Origin of the sequence: Anaerococcus sp. HMSC068A02 (assembly GCF_001811125.1) — a bacterium.
In the GTDB taxonomy this organism is placed as follows: domain Bacteria; phylum Bacillota; class Clostridia; order Tissierellales; family Peptoniphilaceae; genus Anaerococcus; species Anaerococcus vaginalis_C.
This window is the reverse complement of sequence record NZ_KV803714.1, coordinates 123,620-147,723: the sequence shown is the minus strand read 5'-3', so window position 1 is coordinate 147,723 and position 24,104 is coordinate 123,620. Positions and strand designations below refer to the sequence as shown.

Here is a 24,104-nt window from a genome sequence, read left to right as displayed (position 1 = left end):
CATAATGTAAAATAGTAGTAATAAGGAGGCACGATGAAAAAAGGATTTTTATTAGTAATATCTGGACCTTCAGGTGTAGGTAAAGGAACGGTATTGCATGACCTTATGAATACGCAAAAAAACTTAGTTTATTCAGTTTCTGTGACTACTAGGAAACAAAGACCTGGGGAAATAGAAGGAGTAAGCTATTTTTTTAAGAGTCATGAAGAATTTGAAAAAATGATTGAAGAAGATAAATTTTTGGAATATGCTAAAGTTCACGATAATTATTACGGTACACCTAAAGACTTTGTCGAAGAAAAAATCAATGAAGGTAAGATAGTAATTTTAGAAATAGATGTTCAAGGAGCATTAAATGTTAAGAAAAATATTGATAATGGAGTTTATATTTTTCTGGCGCCTCCTAGCCTTAGCGAACTAAAAAATAGAATTGTTAATAGGGGAACTGAAACAGAAAGTGACATCAATCTAAGAATGCATAATGCAAGAAAAGAATTATCTTATATAAAAGATTATGATTACTTGGTTGTAAATGATCATTTGAATTCTGCTATAAATTTAGTAAATGAAATTATTAATGCAGAAAAACATAAAGTTTTTAGAGAAGAAATAGATTTTGAAAAGGAGTAAATATGAATAATCCATCTTTTAAAGAATTATCAGAAATAAGTTCAAGTAGGTACGAAATTTGCATGATGGCTGCAAAAAGAGCAAGAAGAATTGTAAATGGTTCAGATTTATTGACTAAAGAAGTAGAAGATAAACCTGTAACTCAAGCTTTACATGAAATAATGGAAGGAAAAGTAGAAAAAAATGATTAAGGGTAAAAATATTCTCCTAGGTGTTAGTGGGGGAATAGCCGCTTATAAAGTTTTAGATCTTTGCTCAAGATTAAAAAAAGAAGGAGCTAACTTAAAAATTATTATGACAAAGGCTGCTTGTGAATTTGTTAGTCCTTTGTCTTTTGAAACTATGGGAAAATGTCTTGTCTATTCTGATATGTTTGAAGGAAGTCATGAGAAGGTTCATCACATTGAGCTTCCAAAATGGGCAGATGTTTTTTTGGTTGCACCATTAAGTGCAAATACGCTTGCTAAAATGACTTATGGCATTGCAGATAATATGCTTACAGCCTCACTTTTAGCTTGTGATAAAGACATAATTGTAGCTCCTACTATGAATACAAATATGTTAAATAATAAGGCAACTCAAAATAATCTTAAAACAATTAAAGAAATAGGAGTACATATAATTAATCCAAATTCAGGACTTCTTGCTTGCGATACAAGAGGAGATGGAAGAATGGAAGAACCTGAAAATATTGTAAGATACCTTGATTATTATTTTACAAAAAAAGATTTAAAGGGGAAAAAAATTATTGTTTCTGCTGGACCAACTGTAGAGCCAATTGATTATGTAAGATTTATAACAAATAAATCCAGTGGCAAAATGGGATATAATATAGCCATAGAAGCTTTCAAAAGAGGTGCTGATGTTAAATTAGTATCTGGTCCTGTAAATCCTATTAAGACAAATGGAATTGATAAAATAAATATTAGAACTAATTTAGAATTAAAAGAAGTAATTGATAAAGAATTTGATGATTGCGATGCCTTAATTATGTCAGCTGCTCCTACAGATTATAAAGTTAGAGAAGTAAGCGATAAAAAAATCAAAAAAAATGGCGATAATTTAAATCTAGAATTGATTGAAAATGTTGATATATTAAAATATTTTGGAAATAAAAAAGATAAACAAGTTTTGATTGGTTTTGCTGCAGAAACAGATGACCTTATAAAAAATGCAAAAATAAAATTAGAATCAAAAAAGGCAGATTATATTATAGCCAATGATTTGAAAAAGAAGGGTGCAGGTTTTGATGTAGATACAAATATTGCATCAATTCTTTCAAAGGATAAGGTTGAAAAACTTGATATAATGACAAAAAAAGAATTAGCTAATAAAATTTTGGATCTTTTGGTTTAGGTGATAATTTGTTTTGTTATGTAATACTTGATAGTAAAAGTAGATTTTTGGATAAATCTTTTACTTATCACATACCTGATAAATTTAAAAATAAAATAAAAAAAGGGATGAGGGTTATTGTCCCATTTGGCAAAGGCAATAAGAATACTATTGCCTTTGTTTACGATATAGTGGAAAATTTGAATGAAAACTTTGAAATAAAAGATATTGTAGATATTATTGATTCAAAAAATCTCGTAGATGATGAATTAATTAATTTAGCTTTTTTTATGAAAAAAAGGTATCTTTCTCCTTTAAGAGCTTGTATAAAACAAGTCTTACCACCTGGAAATATTAAAGAAATCAAAGAATATTTTTATAAAACAAAAAATTTAGATAAAAAGGATAAGCTATATAAAATTTTAAAAGAAAAAAAATCTTTGGAAGATTTAATTAATAATTATGGGTTAGATATAGATACTTTAAGAAAATATAAAAAAGATAAACTAATAGATTCTTATTTTGACATTAATTCAAATCAAAATATTAATTATAAATACTTACTTAGTCTATCTGAAAATTATAAGAAAATCAAAATTCCAAAAAATGCCAAAAAACAAATAGAAATTATTAATTATCTCAAAAATAATAAAAATTCAGATTATAAAGATGTATTAAGTAAGACAAACTCAAGTAAAAGTTCTTTAGATTCTCTTGTTAAAAAAAATATTGTAAAAATTGAAAAAATAGAAGTAAATGAATCTTTGGTTAAAGAAATAAAAAATTATGGCAAATTTTCATTAAATAACGAGCAAGGTCAAGCCTTTAATAAAATTATAAAAAATCCTAATGATTCTTATTTATTAAAAGGGGTTACTGGCAGTGGAAAAACTGAAGTTTTTTTACAAATTGTAGAAGAAAATCTAAAAAAAGGAAAAGATTCAATAATTCTTGTTCCAGAAATATCATTAACTCCCCAAACTATAGAGAGATTTCAAGGAAGATTTAAACAAAAAATTGCTATAATGCACTCAAGGCTAAGTCAAAAAGAAAGATTTCAACAGTGGAGAATGATTAAAAATGGAGAAGTTAAAATTGTTGTAGGTGCAAGGAGTGCAATTTTTGCTCCATTTAAAAATCTTGGTCTAATTATAATTGATGAAGAACACGATAAAAGTTATATATCTTCCCAAGATCCAAAATTTCATACTGATGAGTTGGCCTTATTTAGAAAAAAATACAACAAGGCAACTTTAATATTTGCATCAGCTACTCCATCTATTAAAACTATGACTAAAGCTCTAGATGGAGACTATAAATTACTTGAATTAAAAAATAGAGTAAATGGAAAACTTCCAAAAGTAAATATTGTTGATATGAGAGAAGAATTGAAAAGTTCAAATTATTCAATGATAAGCTCTTTACTATATGAAAAAATTAAAGAAAAACTAAAAAATAAAGAGCAAACAATTTTATTTTTGAATAAAATAGGACATAATTCTTTTACTTTTTGCAGGCAGTGTGGATACGTAATAAAGTGTGAAGCATGTGATGTTTCTATGACCTACCACAAAAATGTATCCAAATTAGTATGTCATTATTGTGGAAGAACAAAAAACCAACCTCATATTTGTCCTTCCTGTGGCTCCAATAAAATAAAAGAATTTGGTGCTGGAACTGAAAAATTGGAAGAAGAAATTAAAGCATTATTTCCAAAAGCAAATATTATAAGAATGGATTCAATGACAGCAAAAAATAAAAAAACTTATGAAAAAATGTATAAGAATATGAAAGAAAATAAAGTTGATATTCTTATCGGGACACAAATGATAGCAAAAGGTCTTGATTTTGAAAATGTAACCTTAGTTGGAATTATTAGTGCTGATTTATCTTTAAATATTAATGATTACACAGCGTACGAAACAAGTTTTGAGCTATTAACCCAAGTTTCAGGAAGAGCAGGAAGGGCAGATAAAAAAGGCGAAGTGATAATACAAACCTATAGGCCAGATAATTTTGTAATAAATGCAGCAAGTAAAAATGATTACGAAAGATTTTATAAATATGAGATAGAAGCAAGAAAAGCTTTCGATTATCCACCATTTGTAAATTTGATTACTATTAAAGTATTAAACAAGTCGAGAATAAAATGCATAGACATATCAAAAAAAATAAAATATTATCTTGATTTAGAATATGAAAAAGATTTGGATGTTAAAATAATAGGACCAAATCCATGCAAAATTTCTCGTATAAATAATAAATATAGATATAATATAATTATTAAAACGAATGAGGAAAAATTAGAAAAAATATCTGATTTTCTTACAAGACTTAAAAATTACTTTATAAGTAAAAGCAAAGACACAAGCATACTGATTGCATTAAATCCAAGTGATATAAATTAAGGAGAAAAAATGTTTGATTTTTTTAAGAAAAAAAAGACTGATGAAGAAGAAAATATCAAAAAAAATCTATCAGATGAAAATAACTTAGAAATAAGCGAAGAAAATGAAAAAATACAAGAAAGTGGTTTTGAAGAAACTATAGAAGAAAATTTTCAAAATGAAAATTTTAAACAATTACAAAATGATGATACCGATGAAGAATTAGGATTTTTTACTAAATTATCAAAAGGTTTATCAAAAACAAGAGAGCAATTTTCCTCAAAACTTAAAAATTTATTTACTGCAAATGTAAAAATTGATGATGACTTATACGATGAATTAGAAGAAATTTTAATATCAGCAGATATTGGTATGAAATCAACTATTGAAATAGTTGACCAATTAAAAGATGAAATTAAAGAAAAATCAGTTAAAAATGCTGATGAAATTTTTCCTTTGCTAAAAGAAATTATGGAAAAAAAATTAGATGAAAAAAATCTTGAAAATAAATTAAATATTTCAAAAGATAAGTTAACAGTAATTTTAGTTATAGGGGTTAATGGAGTTGGTAAAACAACTACTATAGGAAAACTTGCCAATAACTTGAAAAAAGATGGATATAAAGTAACTTTAGCAGCTGCCGATACATTTAGGGCGGCAGCAATTGAGCAACTCGATTCATGGGCAAAACAATCAAATACACAAATGATTGCTCACAAAGAAGGCTCAGATCCATCAGCAGTAATTTTTGATGCAATCCAAGCAGCAAAAGCAAATAAGTCTGATGTCTTGATTTGTGATACAGCAGGAAGACTTCATAACAAAAAAAATCTAATGAATGAATTAGAAAAAATAAACAGAACAATTTCAACTCATGCCAATAATGCAAATAGAGAAAATTTATTAGTTTTAGATGCAACTACAGGGCAAAATGCAATAAGTCAACTTAGAGAATTTAAAAATGTTTGCGATATTACAGGATTGATTTTAACAAAACTAGATGGAACTGCAAAAGGTGGTGTGATTTTCCCATTACAAGTTGAACTTGAAGTTCCTGTTAAGTATATTGGTGTAGGAGAAGGAATAAATAATTTAGAAAAATTTGATTCTAAATCATTTGTTGAAGCAATGTTCGAATAAACTTGTAATATATTATAATTTATGGTATATTACATAAGTACTATGCACATCTTTGGATAGGTTTGCGTTGCTAATTTAGTTAGTTTAAAATCTAGTAGAAAAAGATGGAAGAAAATAAACGGAGGTAAGATATATGTCAATAGTATCAATGAAAAAATTATTAGAGGCTGGTGTACATTTTGGTCACCAAACAAGAAGATGGAACCCAAAAATGAAAAAATTCATCTTCACAGAAAGAAATGGAATCTATATTATAGATTTAGCAAAAACTGCAAATCAAATTGAAAAAGCTTACGAAACAATTAGAGATATTGCTAGTGAAGGTGGAACAGTTTTATTTGTAGGAACAAAAAAACAAGCTCAAGATTCAATTGAACAAGAAGCTAAAAGATGTGGTCAATACTATGTATCTAACAGGTGGTTAGGTGGTATGTTGACAAACTTTAACACAATTAGAAATAGTGTAAATAAACTTAAAAAATATGAAACAATGGAAGAAGATGGAACATTTGATCTTTTACCAAAAAAAGAAGTTCTACAATACAACAAAGAAATGGATAAATTAGAAAAAAATCTTGGTGGAATCAAAGATATGGAAGATTTACCAGATGTATTATTTGTTGTAGATCCATCAAATGAACAAATAGCAGTTCACGAAGCTAGAATCTTAGGTATTCCAGTTATTTCAATTGTAGATACAAACTGTGATCCAGATGTAGTAGATATTGCTATTCCTGGAAATGACGATGCTATAAGAGCTGTAAAACTTATTACTTCTTTAATGGCTGATGCTGTAATAGAAGGAAATCAAGGTAGTGAATTCGCAGTAAGCGAAGAAGACTTTGAAGAAAGTGATGAAGAAGAAACAGAATCAGAAGATTTAGAAGAAAACGATGAAGAAGAATCTATTGAGGAATAATTAGGAGGATATCATGGCAGTAAGTGCAAAATTAGTAAAAGAATTAAGAGAAAAAACTGGCGCAGGAATGATGGATTGTAAAAAAGCTTTAACTGAAACTGATGGTAATATAGATGATGCTATAAAACTATTAAAAGAAAAAGGACAAGCTACTTTAGATAAAAAAGCTGATAGAATTGCTGCTGAAGGAATTATTGGTTCATACATTCACAACGATAAAATTGGTGTAATCGTTGAAATCAATACTGAAACAGATTTTTCAGCAAATACAGACACAGTTAAAGAATTTGCAAAAAATATAGCTATGCATATAGCTGCTTTAAATCCACTATACATTTCAGAAGAAGACGCTGATGAAAAAGATGTAGCAGAACAAAAAGAAATATTAATTAAACAAGCTATGAATGAAGCTAATCCAAATATGCCTGAAGACAAAAAAGAGATGATTGCTCACAAAAAAGTTGAAGGTAGACTTAAAAAATATTTCAAAGATGTATGCTTAATGGATCAACAATATATCAAAAATCCAGATCTTACAATAGAACAATATCTAAGAGATACTGCAAATAATGTAGGAGAAAACATCAAAATCAGAAGATTTGCTAGATTTGAAGTTGGAGAAGGTTTAGAGAAAAAAGAAGAAGATTTCGCTAAAGAAGTTCAAAGCCAAATGAATGCTTAATAATTAAATTATAAAGAAAGCCGTTTGGCTTTCTTTTTTTACAAAGAATCCATAGTAATTTACTATGATTTTTTTTCTTAGTCGTTTGAAAGATTATTTTTTTACTATATAATATTAACAATTGAAAAAATTAAATGATTTTTAAATTTTAAATTTTTATAAAAAAATTTGAAAGGAGAATTAATGAAAATTTATAATAACGCAAAAGAAATAATTGGAAATACTCCATTATTAAAATTAAATTCCTTAAAAAAAGAAGGCAGAGCAGATATTTATGTAAAAGTTGAAAAAAATAATATAGCAGGCTCTATTAAAGATAGAATAGCTTTGTATATGATAGAAGAAGCAGAAAAAAATGGAAAACTAAAAAAAGGCGATACAATTTTAGAGCCAACAAGTGGAAATACTGGCCTAGCTCTTGCTGCCATTGCTGCTGCAAAAGGATATAAATGTATATTAACTATGCCAAGCTCAATGAGTATAGAAAGATCGAAACTTGCTCAAGCCTATGGAGCTGAAGTAATAAGGACAACAGAAAATGGTCTTCAAGGATCAGTTGATAAGGCTATAGAATTATCAAAAAAAGACGGATATTTTATGCCAGACCAATTCTCAAACCCCGCTAATATAAAAGCTCATTACGAAACAACTGGTGTTGAAATTTTAAATGAAATATCTCCAGATGCTTTTATTGCAGGAGTTGGAACTGGTGGAACTGTAACAGGAGTTGGCAAAAGACTAAAAGAAAATAATGAAAATGTAAAGATTTTTGCGATTGAGCCGGCAGAAAGTCCTTTATTATCAGGTGGTAAGGCATCAGGTCACAAAATCCAAGGAATCGGTGGAAACTTTATTCCTAAAAATTTAGATTTTGATTTAATAGATGGAATTGTTGATGTTAAAGGCGATGATGCTATAAAAATGTCTAGATACTTAGCTAAAAAAGAAGCCTTAGCTGTTGGAATTTCTTCAGGAGCTAATGTATGTGGTGCAATAGAAATTGCTGATAAGCTAGGCGAGGGTAAAAAGGTTGTTACTGTTTTGCCAGATACAGGCGAAAGATATTTATCAACAGAATTATATAATATAGAATAATATGACTTTTGAAGAATATAAAGATGAATTAGTTAGAGCGGCTTTAGAAAAAGATCCTGCCTTAACTAAGGAAGAAGATGCTTTGAGATTTTCTCCAGGAATTAAGGCTTTATTAGCTCATTTTGAGGCACACAAATTATATTTACAAGGAGAATTTTCTAAGGCAAATGAGATTAGTCAAGAAGCTAGAAGAGAAACTGGCATTGAAATCCATCCTGGTGCTAAGATTGGAAGAAGATGCTATATAGATCATGGAATTGGTGTTGTAATAGGAGAAACTGCTGAAGTTGGCGATGATGTGTTAATGTATCATGGTGTTACCCTAGGTGGTTTAAAAAATGCAAGAGTAAAAAGACATCCAACTGTTGGTAATAATGTTTTAATTGGAGCAGGTGCAATTTTATTAGGAGATATCACCATAGGTAATTTTTGTAAAATTGGTGCAAATTCTGTAGTTTTAGATGATGTGCCAGATGATTGTACTGCAGTAGGAGCTCCAGCTAAAATTATAAAACATAAACATAATAAATAAGACAAGGGCTGTTATTTAATTTTAAATTATTAACAAATATTTTAAAATTAACAGCTCTTTAATTTTAAGAGGTAGTATGTACAAAAAATTTAAATGGTTTATCAAGTATTATAAGAAATATTATATCATTGGAGTTATATTTTTATTATTAAGTGATATTGTTTCACTATTTTTGCCATATATTATTGGAAAATTAATTGATTTAATATACAACAATTCAATTGATTTAAATAATTTTATTAAAATTATATCCTTTACTATATTTGTGGTTATTTTAAAATATTTTTTGGCTATGGGTTGGTCTTATAATGTTTTTAAGGCTAGTGGAAGCATAGAATATTTAGCAAGAAATAAGTTAATGAGAAAATTTTTAAACCAATCTCAAGAATTTTTCGAAAAAAATTCTACAGGATCTCTTATGGGAAAATCTACCAATGATATTTCCCAAATATCAATAATGGCAGGTTATGGAACTTTAGCACTAATAGATGCTACAATTCTTCCTTTTAGTATAATTTTGGTTATGATTTTTACTATCGATTTAAGACTTACTTTGCTTTCTATTTTACCACTACCTTTTATTGCTATTATCTATTTTAAAATAGGGGATAAGATTTACGATAAGTCAAAAAAAGTAAATCAATCCTTTGATAGGTTAAATGATAGTGTTTTGGAAGATGCAGAAGGTATAAGGCTTATTAGGGTTTTCAATATAGTTGAAAATAGGAGGAAAATATTTTATAAAAATGCTGATGAATTAGCTACAAACAATATAATTCTTGCAAAATATCAAGCACTTTTAGCTCCTGTAGAAAGAATTATAACTTCACTTACTTTTATTATAGCAATAGGATTTGGCTCATATTTAATGAGTTTAGGAAAAATTTCTATAGGTCAAATTGTTTCTTTTACCTATTATTTAAATATGCTAGTTTGGCCAATGTATGCGCTAGGAGATTTTATAAATTTAAAAGAGCAAGCAAGCGCTGCTATGGATAGGATAGATGAAACTTTAAATTATAAAGAGGAAATAAAAAATACAGATAATAAAAAAAGCGTCAATTTACCATTGGATATAAAATTTGATAATCATAATTTTAAATATCCAAGTTCAAAAGAAAATATATTAAACGAAATAAACTTATCTATAAAAAATTCTAAATCTTTGGGAATTTTAGGAAAAACTTCATCAGGCAAAACTACCCTGATTAAACAAATTTTAGACTTATATAAGGTTGATAAATCTGATATATATTTTAATGATGATATTTCATCAGATATTTCTTTTAAAAGTTTTAAGGAAAATCTTGGGTATGTTCCACAAGAAAATATGATTTTTTCAGATACATTAAGAAATAATATATTATTTGCAAAAGAAGATGCAAGTGATAAAGAGTTGAATTTGGCAATAGAAATAGCAGATTTTAAAAAAGATATAGCTGATTTTCCTGAAGGTCTTGAAACTATTACTGGCGAAAAAGGAGTTTCATTATCAGGTGGACAAAAACAAAGATTGTCTATTGCTAGGGCTGTATTAAAAAATCCAGAAATTTTAATTCTAGATGATGCTATGAGCGCTGTTGATGCTAATACCGAAAAAAATATTATTACGAATTTAAATAAATATAGGAGTAATAAAACAACAATTATAGTAGCTCATAGGATAAGCCAAGTGCAAAATTGTGATGAAATTATTGTTTTAGAAGATGGAAAAATTGTTGAAAAAGGAAACCATTATGAGCTAATGAAAAATGACAAATGGTATAAAAAACAATATGAAAATCAAATTTTAGGTGATATGTATGATTAAGGCAAATGAAAAGAAAAATTATAATAAATTAAAAACTTACGCATTAGATGAAAAAAAGTCTTTGCTTATTGGATTTATTTTTTCTTTTTTGCGAACTATACTTGAAATAATCGGACCTATGATTATTGCTTTTATAATAAATGATGTATTAAAATCTAAGCTTACACCACAAAGCTACAAAAAAATTGCAATACTATTATTTATATATTTTATCGTTTTTGTATTGTCAGGAATTTTATTAAACAGGTCTAGAGTTAATTTTCAAATTGCAGCTAATAAAATTGCATCAAAAGTACAAAAAGATGTCTATGATAAGGTATCAACTTTTCCAATTTCCTATTTTGATAATCTTCCATCAGGAAAAATCGCATCAAGAATAACCAATGATACAAATAAATTGAAAACAATGTTTCAACTATTGTTTTCTGATATTATAAATTCCTTAATATTAATTATTGGTCTATATATAACACTTTTATTTACTGATACAATAGCAGCTTTAATGCTTTTGATACTCATGCCCATTGTGTATTTGATATTTAAAACTTATTTAAATAAAACTTATGCATATACAAAAGATATAAAAATCTATACAGCAGATGTCAATGCAAAAATTAATGAATATATTCAAAATATGGAAATCATTCAAGTTTTTAATAGAGAAAATTATATTTTCAAAAAATTTGATAAAATAAATAGAAAAATATATGATTTGAATATTAAATTATCCAAATTAAGATCTTATTCAGGTTATAGAGCTATGGATATTATTCAATTTTTAGCTATAATAATCGTGCTTATTTATTTTGGTCTTGGCTCAATTACTAATATATATTTTGTAACAATAGGTTCTTTATATATGGCAATAGACTATACAACCAAAATTTTCAACAATATCAATACAATAATTATGAGATTTGGAGATGTCGAGGATGCTCTAAGCTCAGCAAATCACATTTTTGAACTTTTAGAAATGAAATCTATGGATAAATTAGAAAATAAAAAAATAAATTTAGAAAATGACATTAATTTTGATGATATTTATTTTTCTTATGATAATGAAGATGTAATAAAAGGAATTTCATTTAAAGTTAAAAATGGAACTTCCATAGCTTTTGTTGGGCAAACAGGTTCAGGAAAATCAACTTTGATAAATCTACTTTTAAATTTTTATTCCCCAAGAAAAGGAAAAATATATATAGGAAATACCAATATTAATAAAGTAAATAGAGATTTATTGAGAAAAGATATGGCAGTTGTTTTGCAAGATGCTTTTTTATTTAAGGCTAGCATAAAAGATAATATTAGCTTGGGAGAAGATTTTACAGATAAAGAAGTTATAGAATCACTAAAAAAGGTTGGTGGACAAAAATTATTAAAACGAGGTATTGACAGCAAAGTTTTAGAAAATGGATCTAATTTAAGTCAAGGAGAAAAACAACTCATATCTTTTGCAAGAGCTTATATAAGAGATCCTAAAATCTTAATTTTAGATGAAGCTACATCAAATATAGATACGGAAACCGAAAAAATAATTCAAGAAGGTATAAATGAATTAAAAAAAGACAGAACAACTTTTATAGTTGCTCATAGATTATCAACAATAAAAAATGTAGATAAAATTATTGTCCTATCACATGGCAAAATTTTAGAAAGCGGTAATCACGAACAATTAATCCAAAATAATGGAGAATACAAAAAAATGTATCTAAAGCAAATGAAAGAAAAATAAATTTAGAAAAACTTTTTCGTATAAATATAGATTTATGATATAATTATTTATAGGATGAAAATCCTAATTACAGGAGGTGATAAAATGAATTTTAATCAAATTATTCTATCTGTCGCCTTCATAATATTAGCTTTTTTTATAGGCTATCTTTGTAGAAAAAAAATAGGTGAATCAAAAATTTCTTCTGCAGAAGAATTATCTGCAAGAATTATTGATGAAGCAAATAGAGATGCCGAATCTCTAAAGAAGGATGCGCTAATAAGTGCTAAAGATGAGATTTCTAAACGCAAAAAAGAAAGCGAGCAAGAAATTAACAAAAAAAATAATGAACTTGCTACAAAAGAAGGTCATCTTTTAAAAAAGGAAGAGAGTCTAGACAAAAGATCCTTATTATTAGATAAGAAATCTGATGAAATCTCTAGTGACCAAAAAAAGTTAAAACAAAAAGAAGACAGAATTGAGAAACTTATCGAAGAACAAGAGTTGAAGTTACAAGATATTGCTGGGCTTACAACAAGTGAGGCCAAAGATATTTTACTTCAAAGCTTAAAGAATGATGTTGTTCATGAACAAGCTAAAATCATTAAAGAGTTTGAAGAAAAAACAAAAAATGAAAGTAAAAAATTAGCTTCAGAAATTCTAGCAACAACAATTCAAAGATATGCGGCTGATGAAGTAGCAGAAAGCACAGTTACAGTAGTATCATTGCCAAACGATGAAATGAAAGGTCGCATAATTGGAAGAGAAGGTAGAAATATCAGAGCTTTTGAACAATTATCAGGAACAGATATGATAATTGATGACACACCAGAAGCTGTAGTAATATCTGCATTCGAACCAATCAGAAGAGAAATAGCTAAAGTAGCATTAGAAAGATTAATACTTGATGGAAGAATAAATCCTTCAAGAATCGAAGAAATGCTAATGAAAGCAGAAGATGAAGTTGAACAAAGAATAATTGAAGACGGACAAAAAGCAATTGAAGAAGTGGGAATACACAATCTTCATCCTCAACTTGTAAGACTTGTAGGAAAACTTAAATTTAGAACTTCTTATGGACAAAATGTTTTAAAACATTCCATAGAAGTTGCAAAAATTGCTGGAATGTTAGCTCAAGAACTAGGACTCGACGACAAGGATGCTAAAAGAGGAGGACTATTACATGATTTAGGAAAAGCTATAGATCATGAAGTAGAAGGAACTCATATATCAATAGGAGTCGAAGCTGCAAAAAAATATGGCGAAAACAAAAATGTAATTAATTGTATTGAATCCCATCACGGAGATGTAGAAGCTAATTGCATAGCTGCAATCCTAGTACAAGCATCAGATACAATTTCAGCAGCAAGACCTGGAGCAAGGAGAGAAAGCTTAGAAAATTATATTAAAAGACTAGAAAACTTAGAAGAAATTGCTAATTCATTTGATGGTATAGAAAAAACTTTCGCTGTTCAAGCAGGAAGAGAACTTAGGGTAATGATAAAACCTGAAAAAATATCAGACGATCAAATGGTTGTAATTGCTAGAGAGATTGCACAAAAAATCGAAAATGAATTAGAATATCCTGGTCAAATAAAAGTTAATGTAATTAGAGAATCAAAAGCAATAGAATATGCTAAATAAAATAAAAAGAGAGGAAAAATCCTCTCTTTTTATTTGTTTTTTAATATATATACTAAATCCAAAACTTTTTCTAAAATTATTACAAATATATTGAATTTTAAACTAAATATTGACAATTATTACAAAACAATATATTATTATAGTAATAACAATACAAGGAGTTTTAAATGAAACAAAATAGTAACAAGAATATAACAAAAATTACAAGTGGAGCATTAGTTTTATTACTTGCTAGTGGTGGATTGTTTTCTAATTCTTCTGCTAAAGATCTTGAATCCACTAATGTTGAAAAGGTTATAGTTGATAAAAAACTTGACTTAGAAGAAAAAGACAAAATCAAGGAAAATGAATCTATACAAGAATCAGAAAAAAATGAAGAAGTTGAAAATACCGATAAAAACATTGAAGAAGTTTTAAATAATAAAAATGAAGATAAATCTGAGGAAAATTCAACTATCCAAACTCTTGTAGATAATATAGAAGATGAGCAAACAAATACTGTAGAATCAGAAAAAGAAACTTTAGAGGAAAATCTTAATGAAGTTAAAAATCCTGAAGTTTCAGAAAATAATATAGAAAATTCTCAAAATGAAAATGAAAAAGTTGAAAATGTTGAAGATGTAAAAAAAGAAACTGAAGAAACTGATGAAGATAAGTTTATAGTAGATGAAAAAGACAATCTTCAAGAAGAAAATATTGATAATGTTAAAGAAAATTTACCTGAAAACCCTATAAATGATAAAAAGGATGAAGAGCTTATTAAGGAAAAAACTGAAGAAAATAAGGCTGATGATAATAAAATAGAAACTTCTGAAAAAGAATTAATAAAAGAAGAAAAGCCTGTTATTGAACAAAAAGAAGAAAAAAATTCTAATGAAGCTTTACAAGTAGCACCTGTAATTAAAAAGGTTGCTGTAAAAAGTCCTGCATTAAAAGCTGCTCCTAAAGCTGTTTCTTCCCAAAATAAATCTTCTAATAATGAAAAATATATAAATAATTACAATAATAGAAAAGAATTTCTTGCCATGCTTGCAAGCCATTCAAATCTTGCTAAAGAATATAATATTTTTCCAGAAGTAATGATGGGACAAGCTATCCTTGAATCAGGATGGGGAGAATCTACACTTGCCAAATATAGTAAGAATTTATTTGGAGTAAAAGTTCCTAATTCTGAAAAAGGAAAAGGTAAAGGTCACGTTTACCAAACTAACGAAGAGATTAATGGTAAAAATATAAGAATCAAAGATGAATTTAGAAAATTTGATACTTACGAACAAAGTATTAGACAATATCTAAGTTTATTAAGTGGTAGATATTATAGCAGTTTTGGTGTTACTAAAGCTAAAGATTATAAAGAACAACTAAGATTAATTAAAAAAGCTGGATATGCAACAGCTAGTAATTATGTTGATGCTGTTTTGAATGTAATTACTAGAAATAATTTATCTGCATTAGCTAATCAATATTTAAATTCAAATACAACAAGAGCTAATAATTCTGTTACTGCAAAATCAAATAACTCAAAGAAAAACTCTAATACTTTAGTATCTAATACATCTAATAAAAAAGCAAACGCAAATAGCAAACAAAGTCAAAGAGTTGCTAAAGCTACACAAAAACCAAGTGTTAAAGTTGCCGATACTAAATCAACTACAAATCCACAAAATATTCTTGCATCATCTACTAAATCTAAAAAACTTTCAAGCGATAGCAAAAATATTATTGTAGCTTCAACAGCTAACGCAGTAAAAAAACCAGTTGAAAATATTCAGGCAAATAATAATGTAGAAAATAATGAAACTAAAAAATCTAGCCCAATAAATAATAGAAAGAAATCACAAACTACAGATAATAATGTAAGTGCAACAACAAATACTACTTACAGCAACAGTAGTTCAGAAAATGTAAAAACTGGAATAGGTTCACTAAGTTCTATTTTAACCACACTTTCTGCAGCAAGTTTTGCTCTAATAGCATCTAAGAAAAGAAAATAAAAATTTAAATTTTGGATAAAGAATTTTTCTTTATCCAATTTTTTTATTTATATAATTTTTCAAATTATACTATAATGAAATGTTTAATCCGATTTAAATTAAATCAATAATCAAAATGTAAAAATTCGATTTTTATTATTTATTTATGAGTATAATTGTATTAGCAAAAATATAAAATCGCTTAAAACGCAAAATACGACGTCTGATTTTTTAGAAATTTAATATAATTATAAAATTTGTTATAATGCTTTATGGGCCAACTATAAATCCGCTGTTTTTATTTATATTTTTATCTCCGAAAAGTTTTTTTACTAAAATATTTTAATTAAAAATGTTATTAGTGGAGGAGCTTTTTGATTTTGAAATTATTGCACAAAATAATAATTTTGTGCAATAATTGATATTTTTATTTTTTTCTGCTATAATGAGCTTAGAAAAAATGTTTAGGAGTTTTTTATGACTAAAATTAAGTCCCCTTTAATTTTAAAAGATTATCTTTCTTATTTAAAATCTATTAGAGCCTTATCTGAAAAAACTATTAATGAATATCATTATGACCTTATTAATTTTATTTCTTTTCAAATATTAAGAAAGGTTTATTTTGATGATATGGAAAAATTTGATTATGATTTAAAAAAATCAAATATTGATTCTAATAAAATTTTCAATCAAACTTTTATTAATGATATTAATATTCAGGATATGTATTCTTATATATCTTATTTGGATAACGAATTAAACGATAACGCTTCTACTAGGTCAAGAAAAATTTCTGCTTTACGTTCTTTTTATAAATATTTACATCAAGAAATCGAAATTATTGATAATAATATAACAGAAAAATTAAGAAATCCAAAAATTCAAAAAAGACAACCCGTCTACCTCACTTTGAGCGAAACAGAACACTTACTTGAAATTGTTAGTCAAGAAAAAAATGAATTTCTAAAAAATAGAGATATGGCTATAGTTTTCACTTTTTTAACAACAGGCATGCGTCTTTCCGAACTTGTTAGTGTGGATCTAAAAGATATTAAAGATGATCATTTTTCAATTATTGGTAAAGGTAATAAAGAAAGAACTATATACCTAACTAAAAATTGCATAGATTTAATTGAAAATTATATAAAGATTAGGAAAAAATATTTAAAAGACAAAAAAATTGACGCTTTGTTTATATCTACTAGAAAACAAAGAATATCAAACAGGGCTGTTCAATCAACTGTTGAAAAATATTTAGAAAAAGCAGGTTTTGATACAAAAATCTATTCTACTCACAAACTAAGACATACAGCAGCAACTTTGATGTATAAGTATGGAAACGTGGATATAAGAGCCTTAAAAGATGTATTAGGACACGAAAGTGTATCTACTACTCAAATTTACACCCACTTGGATGATGAAGATTTGAAAAAGGCAGTAAACAAAAATCCTTTATCAAATTTAAAAATATAAAAAAAATTCTTATCTATTAATATTAATTTTTAAAGCTAGAATTTATAAAAAATACTCAATCAATAACTAATTTTTATTGGTTGAGTATTTTTTAGTTTCATTTCTTATTTTAGTAAATTTATATCTAGAATTTTATTATCTATAAATTTTTCTAACACTTTCATCAAGGCAAGTTTTCCGTGGTATTTATTTAATCCGCCTTGCAAATAAACTGTATATGGCTTTCTCAAAGGCCCATCGCAAGATAATTCAGAAGTAGCTCCTTCTACAAAGCCTCCTGATGACATTATAACAGGGTCTTCATATCCAGGCATTTGATCAGCTATCGGTGTTAAATTGGAATCTACGCTACAAGATTCTTGGATTGCTTTTGCAAACAATTCTAATTTCTCACTAGAATTTAATTTTATAGCTTGGACTATATCACTTCTTGGATCATCTAATTTTGGTATTATTTCATACCCTAAATCATCAAAAACTTTTGCAAAAAGCAGAGCAACTTTTATAGACTCAATTGTGGTTTTGCTTGAAAAATATAAACCTTGCAAGACATTTCGATTTGTTCCAAAGCTCAATCCTTCATCTTTTCCAATTCCAGGTGCTGTAAGGGTATTTGCACAGTATTCAATCAAATCTTTTTTGCCAGAAATATATCCGCCAGTTATTGCAATTCCACCACCAAGATTTTTAATTAAAGAGCCAGCAATTATATCTGCACCTATTTCTATAGGTTCTTTGATTTCTGTGAATTCCCCATAACAATTATCTACAAAAATAATTACGTCTTTATTTATTTTTCGAATTTCAATAATTGCTTTTTCTATTTCACTAATACTAAAAGCTCTCCTATTTGTATATCCTGTTGATCGTTGAATCATTACAAGCTTTGTTTTATCATCTAATTTCTCTTTAATTTTTTCATATTGGATTTCTTGTTCATTTTTTAATTCTAATTTATCGTATTTAATTCCTTTCGAAAGCAAATTTCCTTTTTTATTTCCTTCAATTCCAATAACCTGTTGTAAAGTATCATAAGGATCTCCATTTATTGATAAAATCTTATCTCCATAATTTAAAAGAGAAAATAAAACCAAAGAAATAGCATGGGTGCCAGATACTATATTTGGTCTTACAAGAGAATCTTCAGATTTAAAAATTGAAGAAAAAATATTTTCAACTACTTCTCTACCAATATCCGCATATCCATACCCAGTTGCGGAATTAAAATGAATAGCAGAAAGACTATTATCGCTAAAAGCTTTTAAGACCTTTATTTGATTGTATTCACTTATTTTATCTAATTTTTTAAACTTATCTTCTAAATCTAGATCTATTTTTTCAATATACTTTTCAATCCTTGTATCAATTCCATATAATTTATTGTAAATCATAAGTCTCCTTTACAATTTTTTCCATATTTTCTAAGTTTTTTTCATCCATATTATCATCCCTATAAATTAAATGAGAAAAATCATATTTTAAATATTTTTTCATCCACGTAATTTGCCTTTTGGCATATCGTCTTGTATTTTTTTTGATTTCACTTCTTAGTTCATCATAAGAAATTTCATTTTCTTTATAAGGAAAAAATTCTTTATAACCTATAGCTTGTAATGACTTAGAAAATGAACTTAATTTATAATTTTTAACTACCTTATCAAATTCATTTTCTAAGCCGTCATTAATCATTTGGTCAACTCTAAGATTGATTTTTTCATAAAGTTTTGACCTATCCTTGTAGTTTATAAAAAACAATATAGGCTTTATATTTTTATTTAAATTTTTTAGACCTTTTCTTAATTCACTTGGTTTTTTTCCAGTTAATTTGTAAGTTTCAAAGGCTCTTATAATTCTTTGAGTTTCATTTGGGTGATATTTTTTTGCCTCTATTGGATCAATTTCACAAAATTTTTCATACATATATTCATTTCCATACATTTGAAAATCTTTTGTAAGCTTATCCCTTAAATTTTCATCTTTTTTATTTGTTCCATAATTCATATCAAATAAAATTGAATCAATATAAAAACCTGTACCACCAGCCACAATAGGAATTTTATTTTTCGAATTGATTTCACTTATTAGATTTCTTGCCATATCCTTAAATTCTTGAACAGAATATTCTTCATTAGGATATTTTATATCAAGCCCATAATGTTTTATTTCATCCATTTCGCTTTCTTTTATTTTGTTTGTTCCTATATCCATATCTTTATAAATTTGTTGGCTATCAGCAGAAATAATTTCTCCATCAAATTTTTTGGCAAGTTTTATAGCAAAATCACTTTTCCCACAAGCTGTAGGTCCAGTTACAATCAAAACTTTATCTATCAAAATATTTCTCCAATTCATCTTCTTCAATCATAATAATAGTCGATTTCCCATCGTAAGTTTTATATGGATTATCACACTTATTTAACTTATCTATTGTAGCCATAGCTTCTGATTTATTAATAATATCTCCTTTTCTGAAGACATTTTTGTTTATTAGCTTTGAAATTTTATTTAAAAATAAGTTTTCATTTTTCTCATCAATATCTAATAAATCATAGAAAAAATTATTACTTTCAGGTTCTTCAAATATTAAAGGAACAGCTCTAATTATCAATTTGTCATAAGAAAATTCCTCAATATCAAAACCCATTTTTTTGAAAATTTCTTTTTTTCCAAGATATTTATTATATTCTTGAAGATTTACTTTAATAGTTTTTGATTCAATCAATTGTTGAGAGGAAATTTCTCCATTATTAAAATTTTCTATATATTTATCAAATTTAATTCTTTGATCAGCTCGTCTATAATCAAGAATTAAAATTTTATCATTATAAGAAAATAAAGCATACCTATTAAAAATTGAACACTTATAAGTAAGCTTATCAATTTCTAATTTTTTTACTGTTCCAAGGCTTTTCTTATTGTAGTCTATATCTTCGATTTTTTCATTTTTTTCAATAAAATTTAATTCTACACCTCTAAAGAAATCTTCTTCCTTTTTTGCTTGGTCTTTTGTATCTGGATTTTTTTCAAAATTATAGGAATTTTCTTCCTCTTTTACCCTATTGTATGAATTTAAAATCTCGCTATAATCATCATAAAAATTCAATTCTTCTTTATTTTTTTCTAAAACTTTAACTTCCCTAATATTAATATTTTCATATAAGATTTTAGATACTTCATCTTCCAATAAATCAATTAACTCATTTTGATATGTGAATTTAATTTCTTTTTTGTTAGGATGAATATTTACATCAACATTGTTAGAATTTGTTTCTATAAAGATAAAAAAAGCTGGAAATCTTTGATTTGGAATAAGTGTTCTATATTCATTTTCTATAGCCTTGCTTATATTCTCATTTTCAATAAGCCTATTGTTTACAAAAATATATTGAAAAGACCTATTTCCCCTATAATAATTAACTTTTGAAATAAATCCTTTAATTTTATAAAGAGAATTTTGAATTTCTATCTTGATAAGATTGTCTTTTAGATTCTCATCCAACAATTCAATAATTTTATTATCCATATCTTGGTCTTTTAATGTATGAAAAATCAACCTATTATCTTTTATAAATTTAAATGAAACATCATTATATCCAAGAGCTAATGCTTGCATAATTTTAGCTATTTTATTTGATTCATTTATATCAGATGATAAAAATTTACGTCTTACAGGAAGATTTGAAAATAAATCATAAACTTCTATGCTTGTCCCCATATTTGTAGCTATAGAATTGTATGACTTTATATTTCCATTTTCAAAAATCAATTCTTTGCCTAGATTTTGATTTTTTGTTTTTGAAATTGCTTTTATATTTGCACAAGCAACAATTGATGATAAGGCTTCACCCCTAAAACCAAGAGTAAATAAATCATATAAGTCTGAGAAGTCTTTAATTTTTGAAGTTGCATGTCTTTTAAAGGCTCTTTTAAAATCATCCTCATCAATTCCTATGCCATCATCTGTAACTCTTATATAAGATTTTCCGCCATTTTTTATTTCTACAACTATATTTTTGGCATTTGCATCTATTGAGTTTTCTACTAATTCTTTTACTATAGAAACAGGAGATTCTATAACTTCTCCTGCTGCTATTTTTTCTATTGTTTTTTTATCAAGTTCTATGATTTTCATCATATCTCCTTTATATTATCAATAAGCTTGTTTAGAATATTTATTGCTTCTAATGGAGTCAATTCATTTATATTTATCAAATTTACTTTATTTTTCAATTCATCTATTTTAATTTTATTCAAATCATCAATAGAAGATTTTATTATTTTGTTATTGTCCTTGAATATATCATCACTTTCATCAAGCTTATTCATAAATATTTTAGCATTTTCTATTAAATCTAATGGTAATCCTGACATTCTAGCAACTTCAATTCCGTAAGACCTATCAGATTTTCCTCTAGAAATTTTTCTCAAAAAAACTAAGCTATCATTTTCTTCTAATATATCTATTTTTAAATTGATGACATTATCCAATTTATTTTCAAGAACTGTCAATTCATGAAAATGCGTAGCAAAAACTGTTTTAGCCTTCTTCTTTTTGCTTAAATAATCAACCAAGCTCATAGCTATTGATAAACCATCATCAGAGCTTGTCCCCCTCCCTACTTCATCTAAAATAATGAAGGACTTGTCGGTTGAATTTTTTAATATATTACTTACTTCATTCATTTCAAGCATAAAGGTTGACTCGCCTTTTGAAATATTATCGCTAGCTCCAATTCTTGTAAATACCTTATCACAAATACAAATACTTGCCTTTTCGCAAGGAACAAAAGAACCCATTTGAGCAAGAATTATAATTATAGCCATTTGTCGCATATAAGTAGATTTTCCTGCCATATTAGGCCCTGTAATTATTTGAATTAGATTATTACTTTCTCCGATGTCTGTATCATTTGAAATAAACTCATTTTCTTTAAGTTTTTTTTCAATAACAGGATGTCTGCCGTTTTTAATTTTTATAATATTATCTGTAGTAATTTTAGGTTTACAATAGTTATTTTCCCTAGCAAGTTTTGACAATGCATTTATAGAATCAATAATTGAAATTAATTTTGATAAGTATTGGAGTTTTTTAGTATTATCCAATATAAATTCTCTTATTTGACAAAAAATTTCATACTCAAGATTATTTATCCTATCGCTAGATCCCAAAATCAAATTTGAAAGCTCCTCAAGTCTTTCTGTAGTATATCTTTCTCGATTAATTAAAGTTTGTTTTCTTATATAAGTATCAGGAACTAAGTCTAAATTTGATTTAGTTATCTCTATTGAATACCCGTTGTTTTTATTGTAATTTATTTTTAATTTATTTATGCCTGTCTTTTCTTTTTGTTCATTTTCATAAGCAATCAAATCATTTTCTGCTGACAAAGAATCTTTTTTTAACTTATCCAAATCATCATTGAAACCTTCTTTGATAATTTCCCCTTCAGTAATTAAAACAGGCGGATCTTCAACTATAGATTTATCTAAAATATCATAAATATTGGAAACATCTGGAAGATTTTTTGAAAAAGAAATAATATCTTTATTATCAAGTCCTGCCAAAAATTTTTTAAATTCAGGAATATTTCTTATTGATGTTTTCAAAGAAATAAAATCTCTTGCATTAGCTCTTTGGTAAGAAATTTTTCCAATAATTCTTTCTAAATCAAATATATCATCCAAAAAATATGAAACTTTATTTGATAAATCAGGGTTTAAAAAGAAAAATTCAACTAAATCTAGACGTTTTTCAATTTTTTCTTTTTCGATTAGTGGTCTTTCAAGCCACATATTTAAAAGCCTTGAACCCATAACAGTATCAGCTTTGTCAATTAATTTAAATAAAGAATTTTCCTTACCTTTTTTGTCAATATTTGAATGTAGTTCAAGATTTCTTCGTGTATTTGCATCTAATTGCATATAAGATGCAATATCTAAAATTTCAATATCATTTATATGAGCTAATTTTTCCTTGTGATAACTATAAATATAATCCAATAAATTTGAAATAGCTATTAAAGAAATTCTCATATTTTCTATTTTTTTGAAATTTTCTACTCCCAAATTTTTATATACATTTTCACTTAAACTTTCATAGTCCTTGCTATCGTCAATTTTATTTATAAGGATTTCTTTATTTAAGCTTAGATATTTTAGAACTTTTTTATTAGAAAAATTTGAATTTATGATTATTTCTGATGGAGAAATTTTTTCTATCTCATCTATTAATTTATTTGCGCTAATGCTTTGATTATTTCTTATTTCAAAAGCAATTAATTTTCCAGTAGAAATGTCTGAAAAACAAGCACCAATTCCGTATTTATTTTCATATATTGAAAGTAAAAAATTATTTTCTTTTTTATCAAGAGATTCCAAATCTATTATTGTACCTGGACTTATAACTCTTGTTATAGCTCTTTTTACAAGGCCTTTTGCCATTTTTGGATCTTCTACTTGATCACACAAGGCTATTTTAAATCCATTTTGAACTAATTTATTTATATATGTATCAATAACATGATGAGGAACTCCACACATAGGTGCTCTTTTGTCATGACCACATTCTTTTCCAGTCAAAGCTAATTGGAGATTTTTGCTAATAATTATAGCATCATCAAAAAAAGCCTCGTAGAAATCTCCAACTCTATAAAGTAATAGAGAATCCTCAAAGTTTTTTTTGACATCCACATAGTGCCTTAACATAGGGGTTAATTTATCATATTTAAAATCTGAATTCATATAATCACATCCTTTGATTATTATAACATATA

General features: G+C 26.7%; 18 protein-coding genes. 14 read left to right on the top strand and 4 right to left on the bottom strand.

Annotated elements, in window-relative coordinates; all coding sequences use genetic code 11:
- The first annotated feature begins 33 nt into the window (after positions 1–33).
- From gmk to HMPREF2782_RS01835, 14 genes are all read left to right on the top strand, one after another.
- Positions 34–630, top strand: coding sequence for a guanylate kinase (gene gmk, locus HMPREF2782_RS01900; protein WP_004838827.1), 597 nt, complete (start codon positions 34–36; stop codon positions 628–630).
- A 2-nt stretch (positions 631–632) separates the two neighbouring features.
- Positions 633–821 (top strand): DNA-directed RNA polymerase subunit omega, encoded by a 189-nt coding sequence (gene rpoZ, locus HMPREF2782_RS01895; RefSeq protein WP_004838826.1) that lies wholly within the window; start codon positions 633–635, stop codon positions 819–821.
- Positions 814–1,986 carry a bifunctional phosphopantothenoylcysteine decarboxylase/phosphopantothenate--cysteine ligase CoaBC gene (gene coaBC, locus HMPREF2782_RS01890; protein WP_070640502.1) on the top strand — a complete coding sequence of 391 codons (1,173 nt, stop codon included), beginning with the start codon at positions 814–816 and terminating at the stop codon, positions 1,984–1,986. The genes rpoZ and coaBC overlap by 8 nt, the downstream gene beginning before the upstream one ends.
- 8 nt (positions 1,987–1,994) lie before the next feature.
- Entirely contained in the window at positions 1,995–4,373 is a 2,379-nt protein-coding gene (priA, locus tag HMPREF2782_RS01885) for a primosomal protein N' (RefSeq protein ID WP_070640500.1), read from the top strand.
- 9 nt (positions 4,374–4,382) lie between these two features.
- A complete protein-coding gene (gene ftsY, locus HMPREF2782_RS01880; protein WP_070640498.1) occupies positions 4,383–5,492 on the top strand; it encodes a signal recognition particle-docking protein FtsY in 1,110 nt (369 codons plus the stop codon).
- A 133-nt stretch (positions 5,493–5,625) separates the two neighbouring features.
- On the top strand, positions 5,626–6,411 hold the full coding sequence (gene rpsB, locus HMPREF2782_RS01875) for a 30S ribosomal protein S2 (RefSeq protein WP_070640496.1): 786 nt from the start codon (positions 5,626–5,628) through the stop codon (positions 6,409–6,411).
- Between the two features lie 10 nt (positions 6,412–6,421).
- Complete coding sequence (gene tsf / locus HMPREF2782_RS01870) at positions 6,422–7,093, top strand: translation elongation factor Ts (protein ID WP_180362997.1); 672 nt, start codon at positions 6,422–6,424, stop codon at positions 7,091–7,093.
- A gap of 183 nt (positions 7,094–7,276) precedes the next feature.
- On the top strand, positions 7,277–8,188 hold the full coding sequence (gene cysK, locus HMPREF2782_RS01865) for a cysteine synthase A (RefSeq protein WP_070640494.1): 912 nt from the start codon (positions 7,277–7,279) through the stop codon (positions 8,186–8,188).
- 1 nt (position 8,189) lies between these two features.
- The gene (gene epsC, locus HMPREF2782_RS01860; RefSeq protein WP_070640492.1) at positions 8,190–8,720 is read left to right on the top strand and encodes a serine O-acetyltransferase EpsC; all 531 of its coding nucleotides are present in this window, start codon (positions 8,190–8,192) and stop codon (positions 8,718–8,720) included.
- A 76-nt stretch (positions 8,721–8,796) separates the two neighbouring features.
- Positions 8,797–10,530, top strand: a complete 1,734-nt coding sequence (locus HMPREF2782_RS01855; RefSeq protein ID WP_070640490.1) for an ABC transporter ATP-binding protein — start codon at positions 8,797–8,799, stop codon at positions 10,528–10,530.
- The gene (locus HMPREF2782_RS01850) at positions 10,523–12,262 is read left to right on the top strand and encodes an ABC transporter ATP-binding protein (protein WP_070640488.1); all 1,740 of its coding nucleotides are present in this window, start codon (positions 10,523–10,525) and stop codon (positions 12,260–12,262) included. Before HMPREF2782_RS01855 ends, HMPREF2782_RS01850 begins: the two co-directional genes overlap by 8 nt.
- A gap of 84 nt (positions 12,263–12,346) precedes the next feature.
- Positions 12,347–13,885 (top strand): ribonuclease Y, encoded by a 1,539-nt coding sequence (gene rny, locus HMPREF2782_RS01845; protein WP_070640486.1) that lies wholly within the window; start codon positions 12,347–12,349, stop codon positions 13,883–13,885.
- Positions 13,886–14,052: 167 nt separating this feature from the next.
- On the top strand, positions 14,053–15,879 hold the full coding sequence (locus HMPREF2782_RS01840) for a glycoside hydrolase family 73 protein (RefSeq protein ID WP_070640480.1): 1,827 nt from the start codon (positions 14,053–14,055) through the stop codon (positions 15,877–15,879).
- A gap of 456 nt (positions 15,880–16,335) precedes the next feature.
- A complete protein-coding gene (locus tag HMPREF2782_RS01835) occupies positions 16,336–17,331 on the top strand; it encodes a tyrosine recombinase XerC (RefSeq protein ID WP_070640478.1) in 996 nt (331 codons plus the stop codon).
- A 104-nt stretch (positions 17,332–17,435) separates the two neighbouring features.
- Here HMPREF2782_RS01835 and HMPREF2782_RS01830 read toward each other — a convergent pair whose 3' ends face one another.
- The 4 genes from HMPREF2782_RS01830 to mutS are packed head-to-tail and all read right to left on the bottom strand — an operon-like array spanning position 17,436 to position 24,072.
- Positions 17,436–18,722 carry a methionine gamma-lyase family protein gene (locus tag HMPREF2782_RS01830; RefSeq protein ID WP_070640476.1) on the bottom strand — a complete coding sequence of 429 codons (1,287 nt, stop codon included), beginning with the start codon at positions 18,720–18,722 and terminating at the stop codon, positions 17,436–17,438.
- On the bottom strand, positions 18,709–19,665 hold the full coding sequence (miaA, locus tag HMPREF2782_RS01825) for a tRNA (adenosine(37)-N6)-dimethylallyltransferase MiaA (RefSeq protein ID WP_186821643.1): 957 nt from the start codon (positions 19,663–19,665) through the stop codon (positions 18,709–18,711). Before miaA ends, HMPREF2782_RS01830 begins: the two co-directional genes overlap by 14 nt.
- Positions 19,655–21,466: a DNA mismatch repair endonuclease MutL gene (gene mutL / locus HMPREF2782_RS01820; protein ID WP_070640472.1), complete on the bottom strand. Its 1,812-nt coding sequence runs from the start codon at positions 21,464–21,466 to the stop codon at positions 19,655–19,657. The genes miaA and mutL overlap by 11 nt, the downstream gene beginning before the upstream one ends.
- Positions 21,463–24,072, bottom strand: a complete 2,610-nt coding sequence (gene mutS / locus HMPREF2782_RS01815) for a DNA mismatch repair protein MutS (RefSeq protein WP_070640469.1) — start codon at positions 24,070–24,072, stop codon at positions 21,463–21,465. The genes mutL and mutS overlap by 4 nt, the downstream gene beginning before the upstream one ends.
- Positions 24,073–24,104 lie beyond the last annotated feature (32 nt).

What these genes read in the sequence shown, in the direction of transcription:
- gmk (WP_004838827.1), top strand. Translation starts at nt 34, where the DNA reads ATGAAAAAAGGATTTTTATTAGTAATATCTGGACCTTCAGGTGTAGGT.
- rpoZ (WP_004838826.1), top strand. Translation starts at nt 633, where the DNA reads ATGAATAATCCATCTTTTAAAGAATTATCAGAAATAAGTTCAAGTAGG.
- coaBC (WP_070640502.1), top strand. Translation starts at nt 814, where the DNA reads ATGATTAAGGGTAAAAATATTCTCCTAGGTGTTAGTGGGGGAATAGCC.
- ftsY (WP_070640498.1), top strand. Translation starts at nt 4,383, where the DNA reads ATGTTTGATTTTTTTAAGAAAAAAAAGACTGATGAAGAAGAAAATATC.
- rpsB (WP_070640496.1), top strand. Translation starts at nt 5,626, where the DNA reads ATGTCAATAGTATCAATGAAAAAATTATTAGAGGCTGGTGTACATTTT.
- cysK (WP_070640494.1), top strand. Translation starts at nt 7,277, where the DNA reads ATGAAAATTTATAATAACGCAAAAGAAATAATTGGAAATACTCCATTA.
- epsC (WP_070640492.1), top strand. Translation starts at nt 8,190, where the DNA reads ATGACTTTTGAAGAATATAAAGATGAATTAGTTAGAGCGGCTTTAGAA.
- HMPREF2782_RS01855 (WP_070640490.1), top strand. Translation starts at nt 8,797, where the DNA reads ATGTACAAAAAATTTAAATGGTTTATCAAGTATTATAAGAAATATTAT.
- HMPREF2782_RS01850 (WP_070640488.1), top strand. Translation starts at nt 10,523, where the DNA reads ATGATTAAGGCAAATGAAAAGAAAAATTATAATAAATTAAAAACTTAC.
- rny (WP_070640486.1), top strand. Translation starts at nt 12,347, where the DNA reads ATGAATTTTAATCAAATTATTCTATCTGTCGCCTTCATAATATTAGCT.
- HMPREF2782_RS01840 (WP_070640480.1), top strand. Translation starts at nt 14,053, where the DNA reads ATGAAACAAAATAGTAACAAGAATATAACAAAAATTACAAGTGGAGCA.
- HMPREF2782_RS01835 (WP_070640478.1), top strand. Translation starts at nt 16,336, where the DNA reads ATGACTAAAATTAAGTCCCCTTTAATTTTAAAAGATTATCTTTCTTAT.
- HMPREF2782_RS01830 (WP_070640476.1), bottom strand. Translation starts at nt 18,722, where the DNA reads ATGATTTACAATAAATTATATGGAATTGATACAAGGATTGAAAAGTAT.
- mutL (WP_070640472.1), bottom strand. Translation starts at nt 21,466, where the DNA reads ATGATGAAAATCATAGAACTTGATAAAAAAACAATAGAAAAAATAGCA.
- mutS (WP_070640469.1), bottom strand. Translation starts at nt 24,072, where the DNA reads ATGAATTCAGATTTTAAATATGATAAATTAACCCCTATGTTAAGGCAC.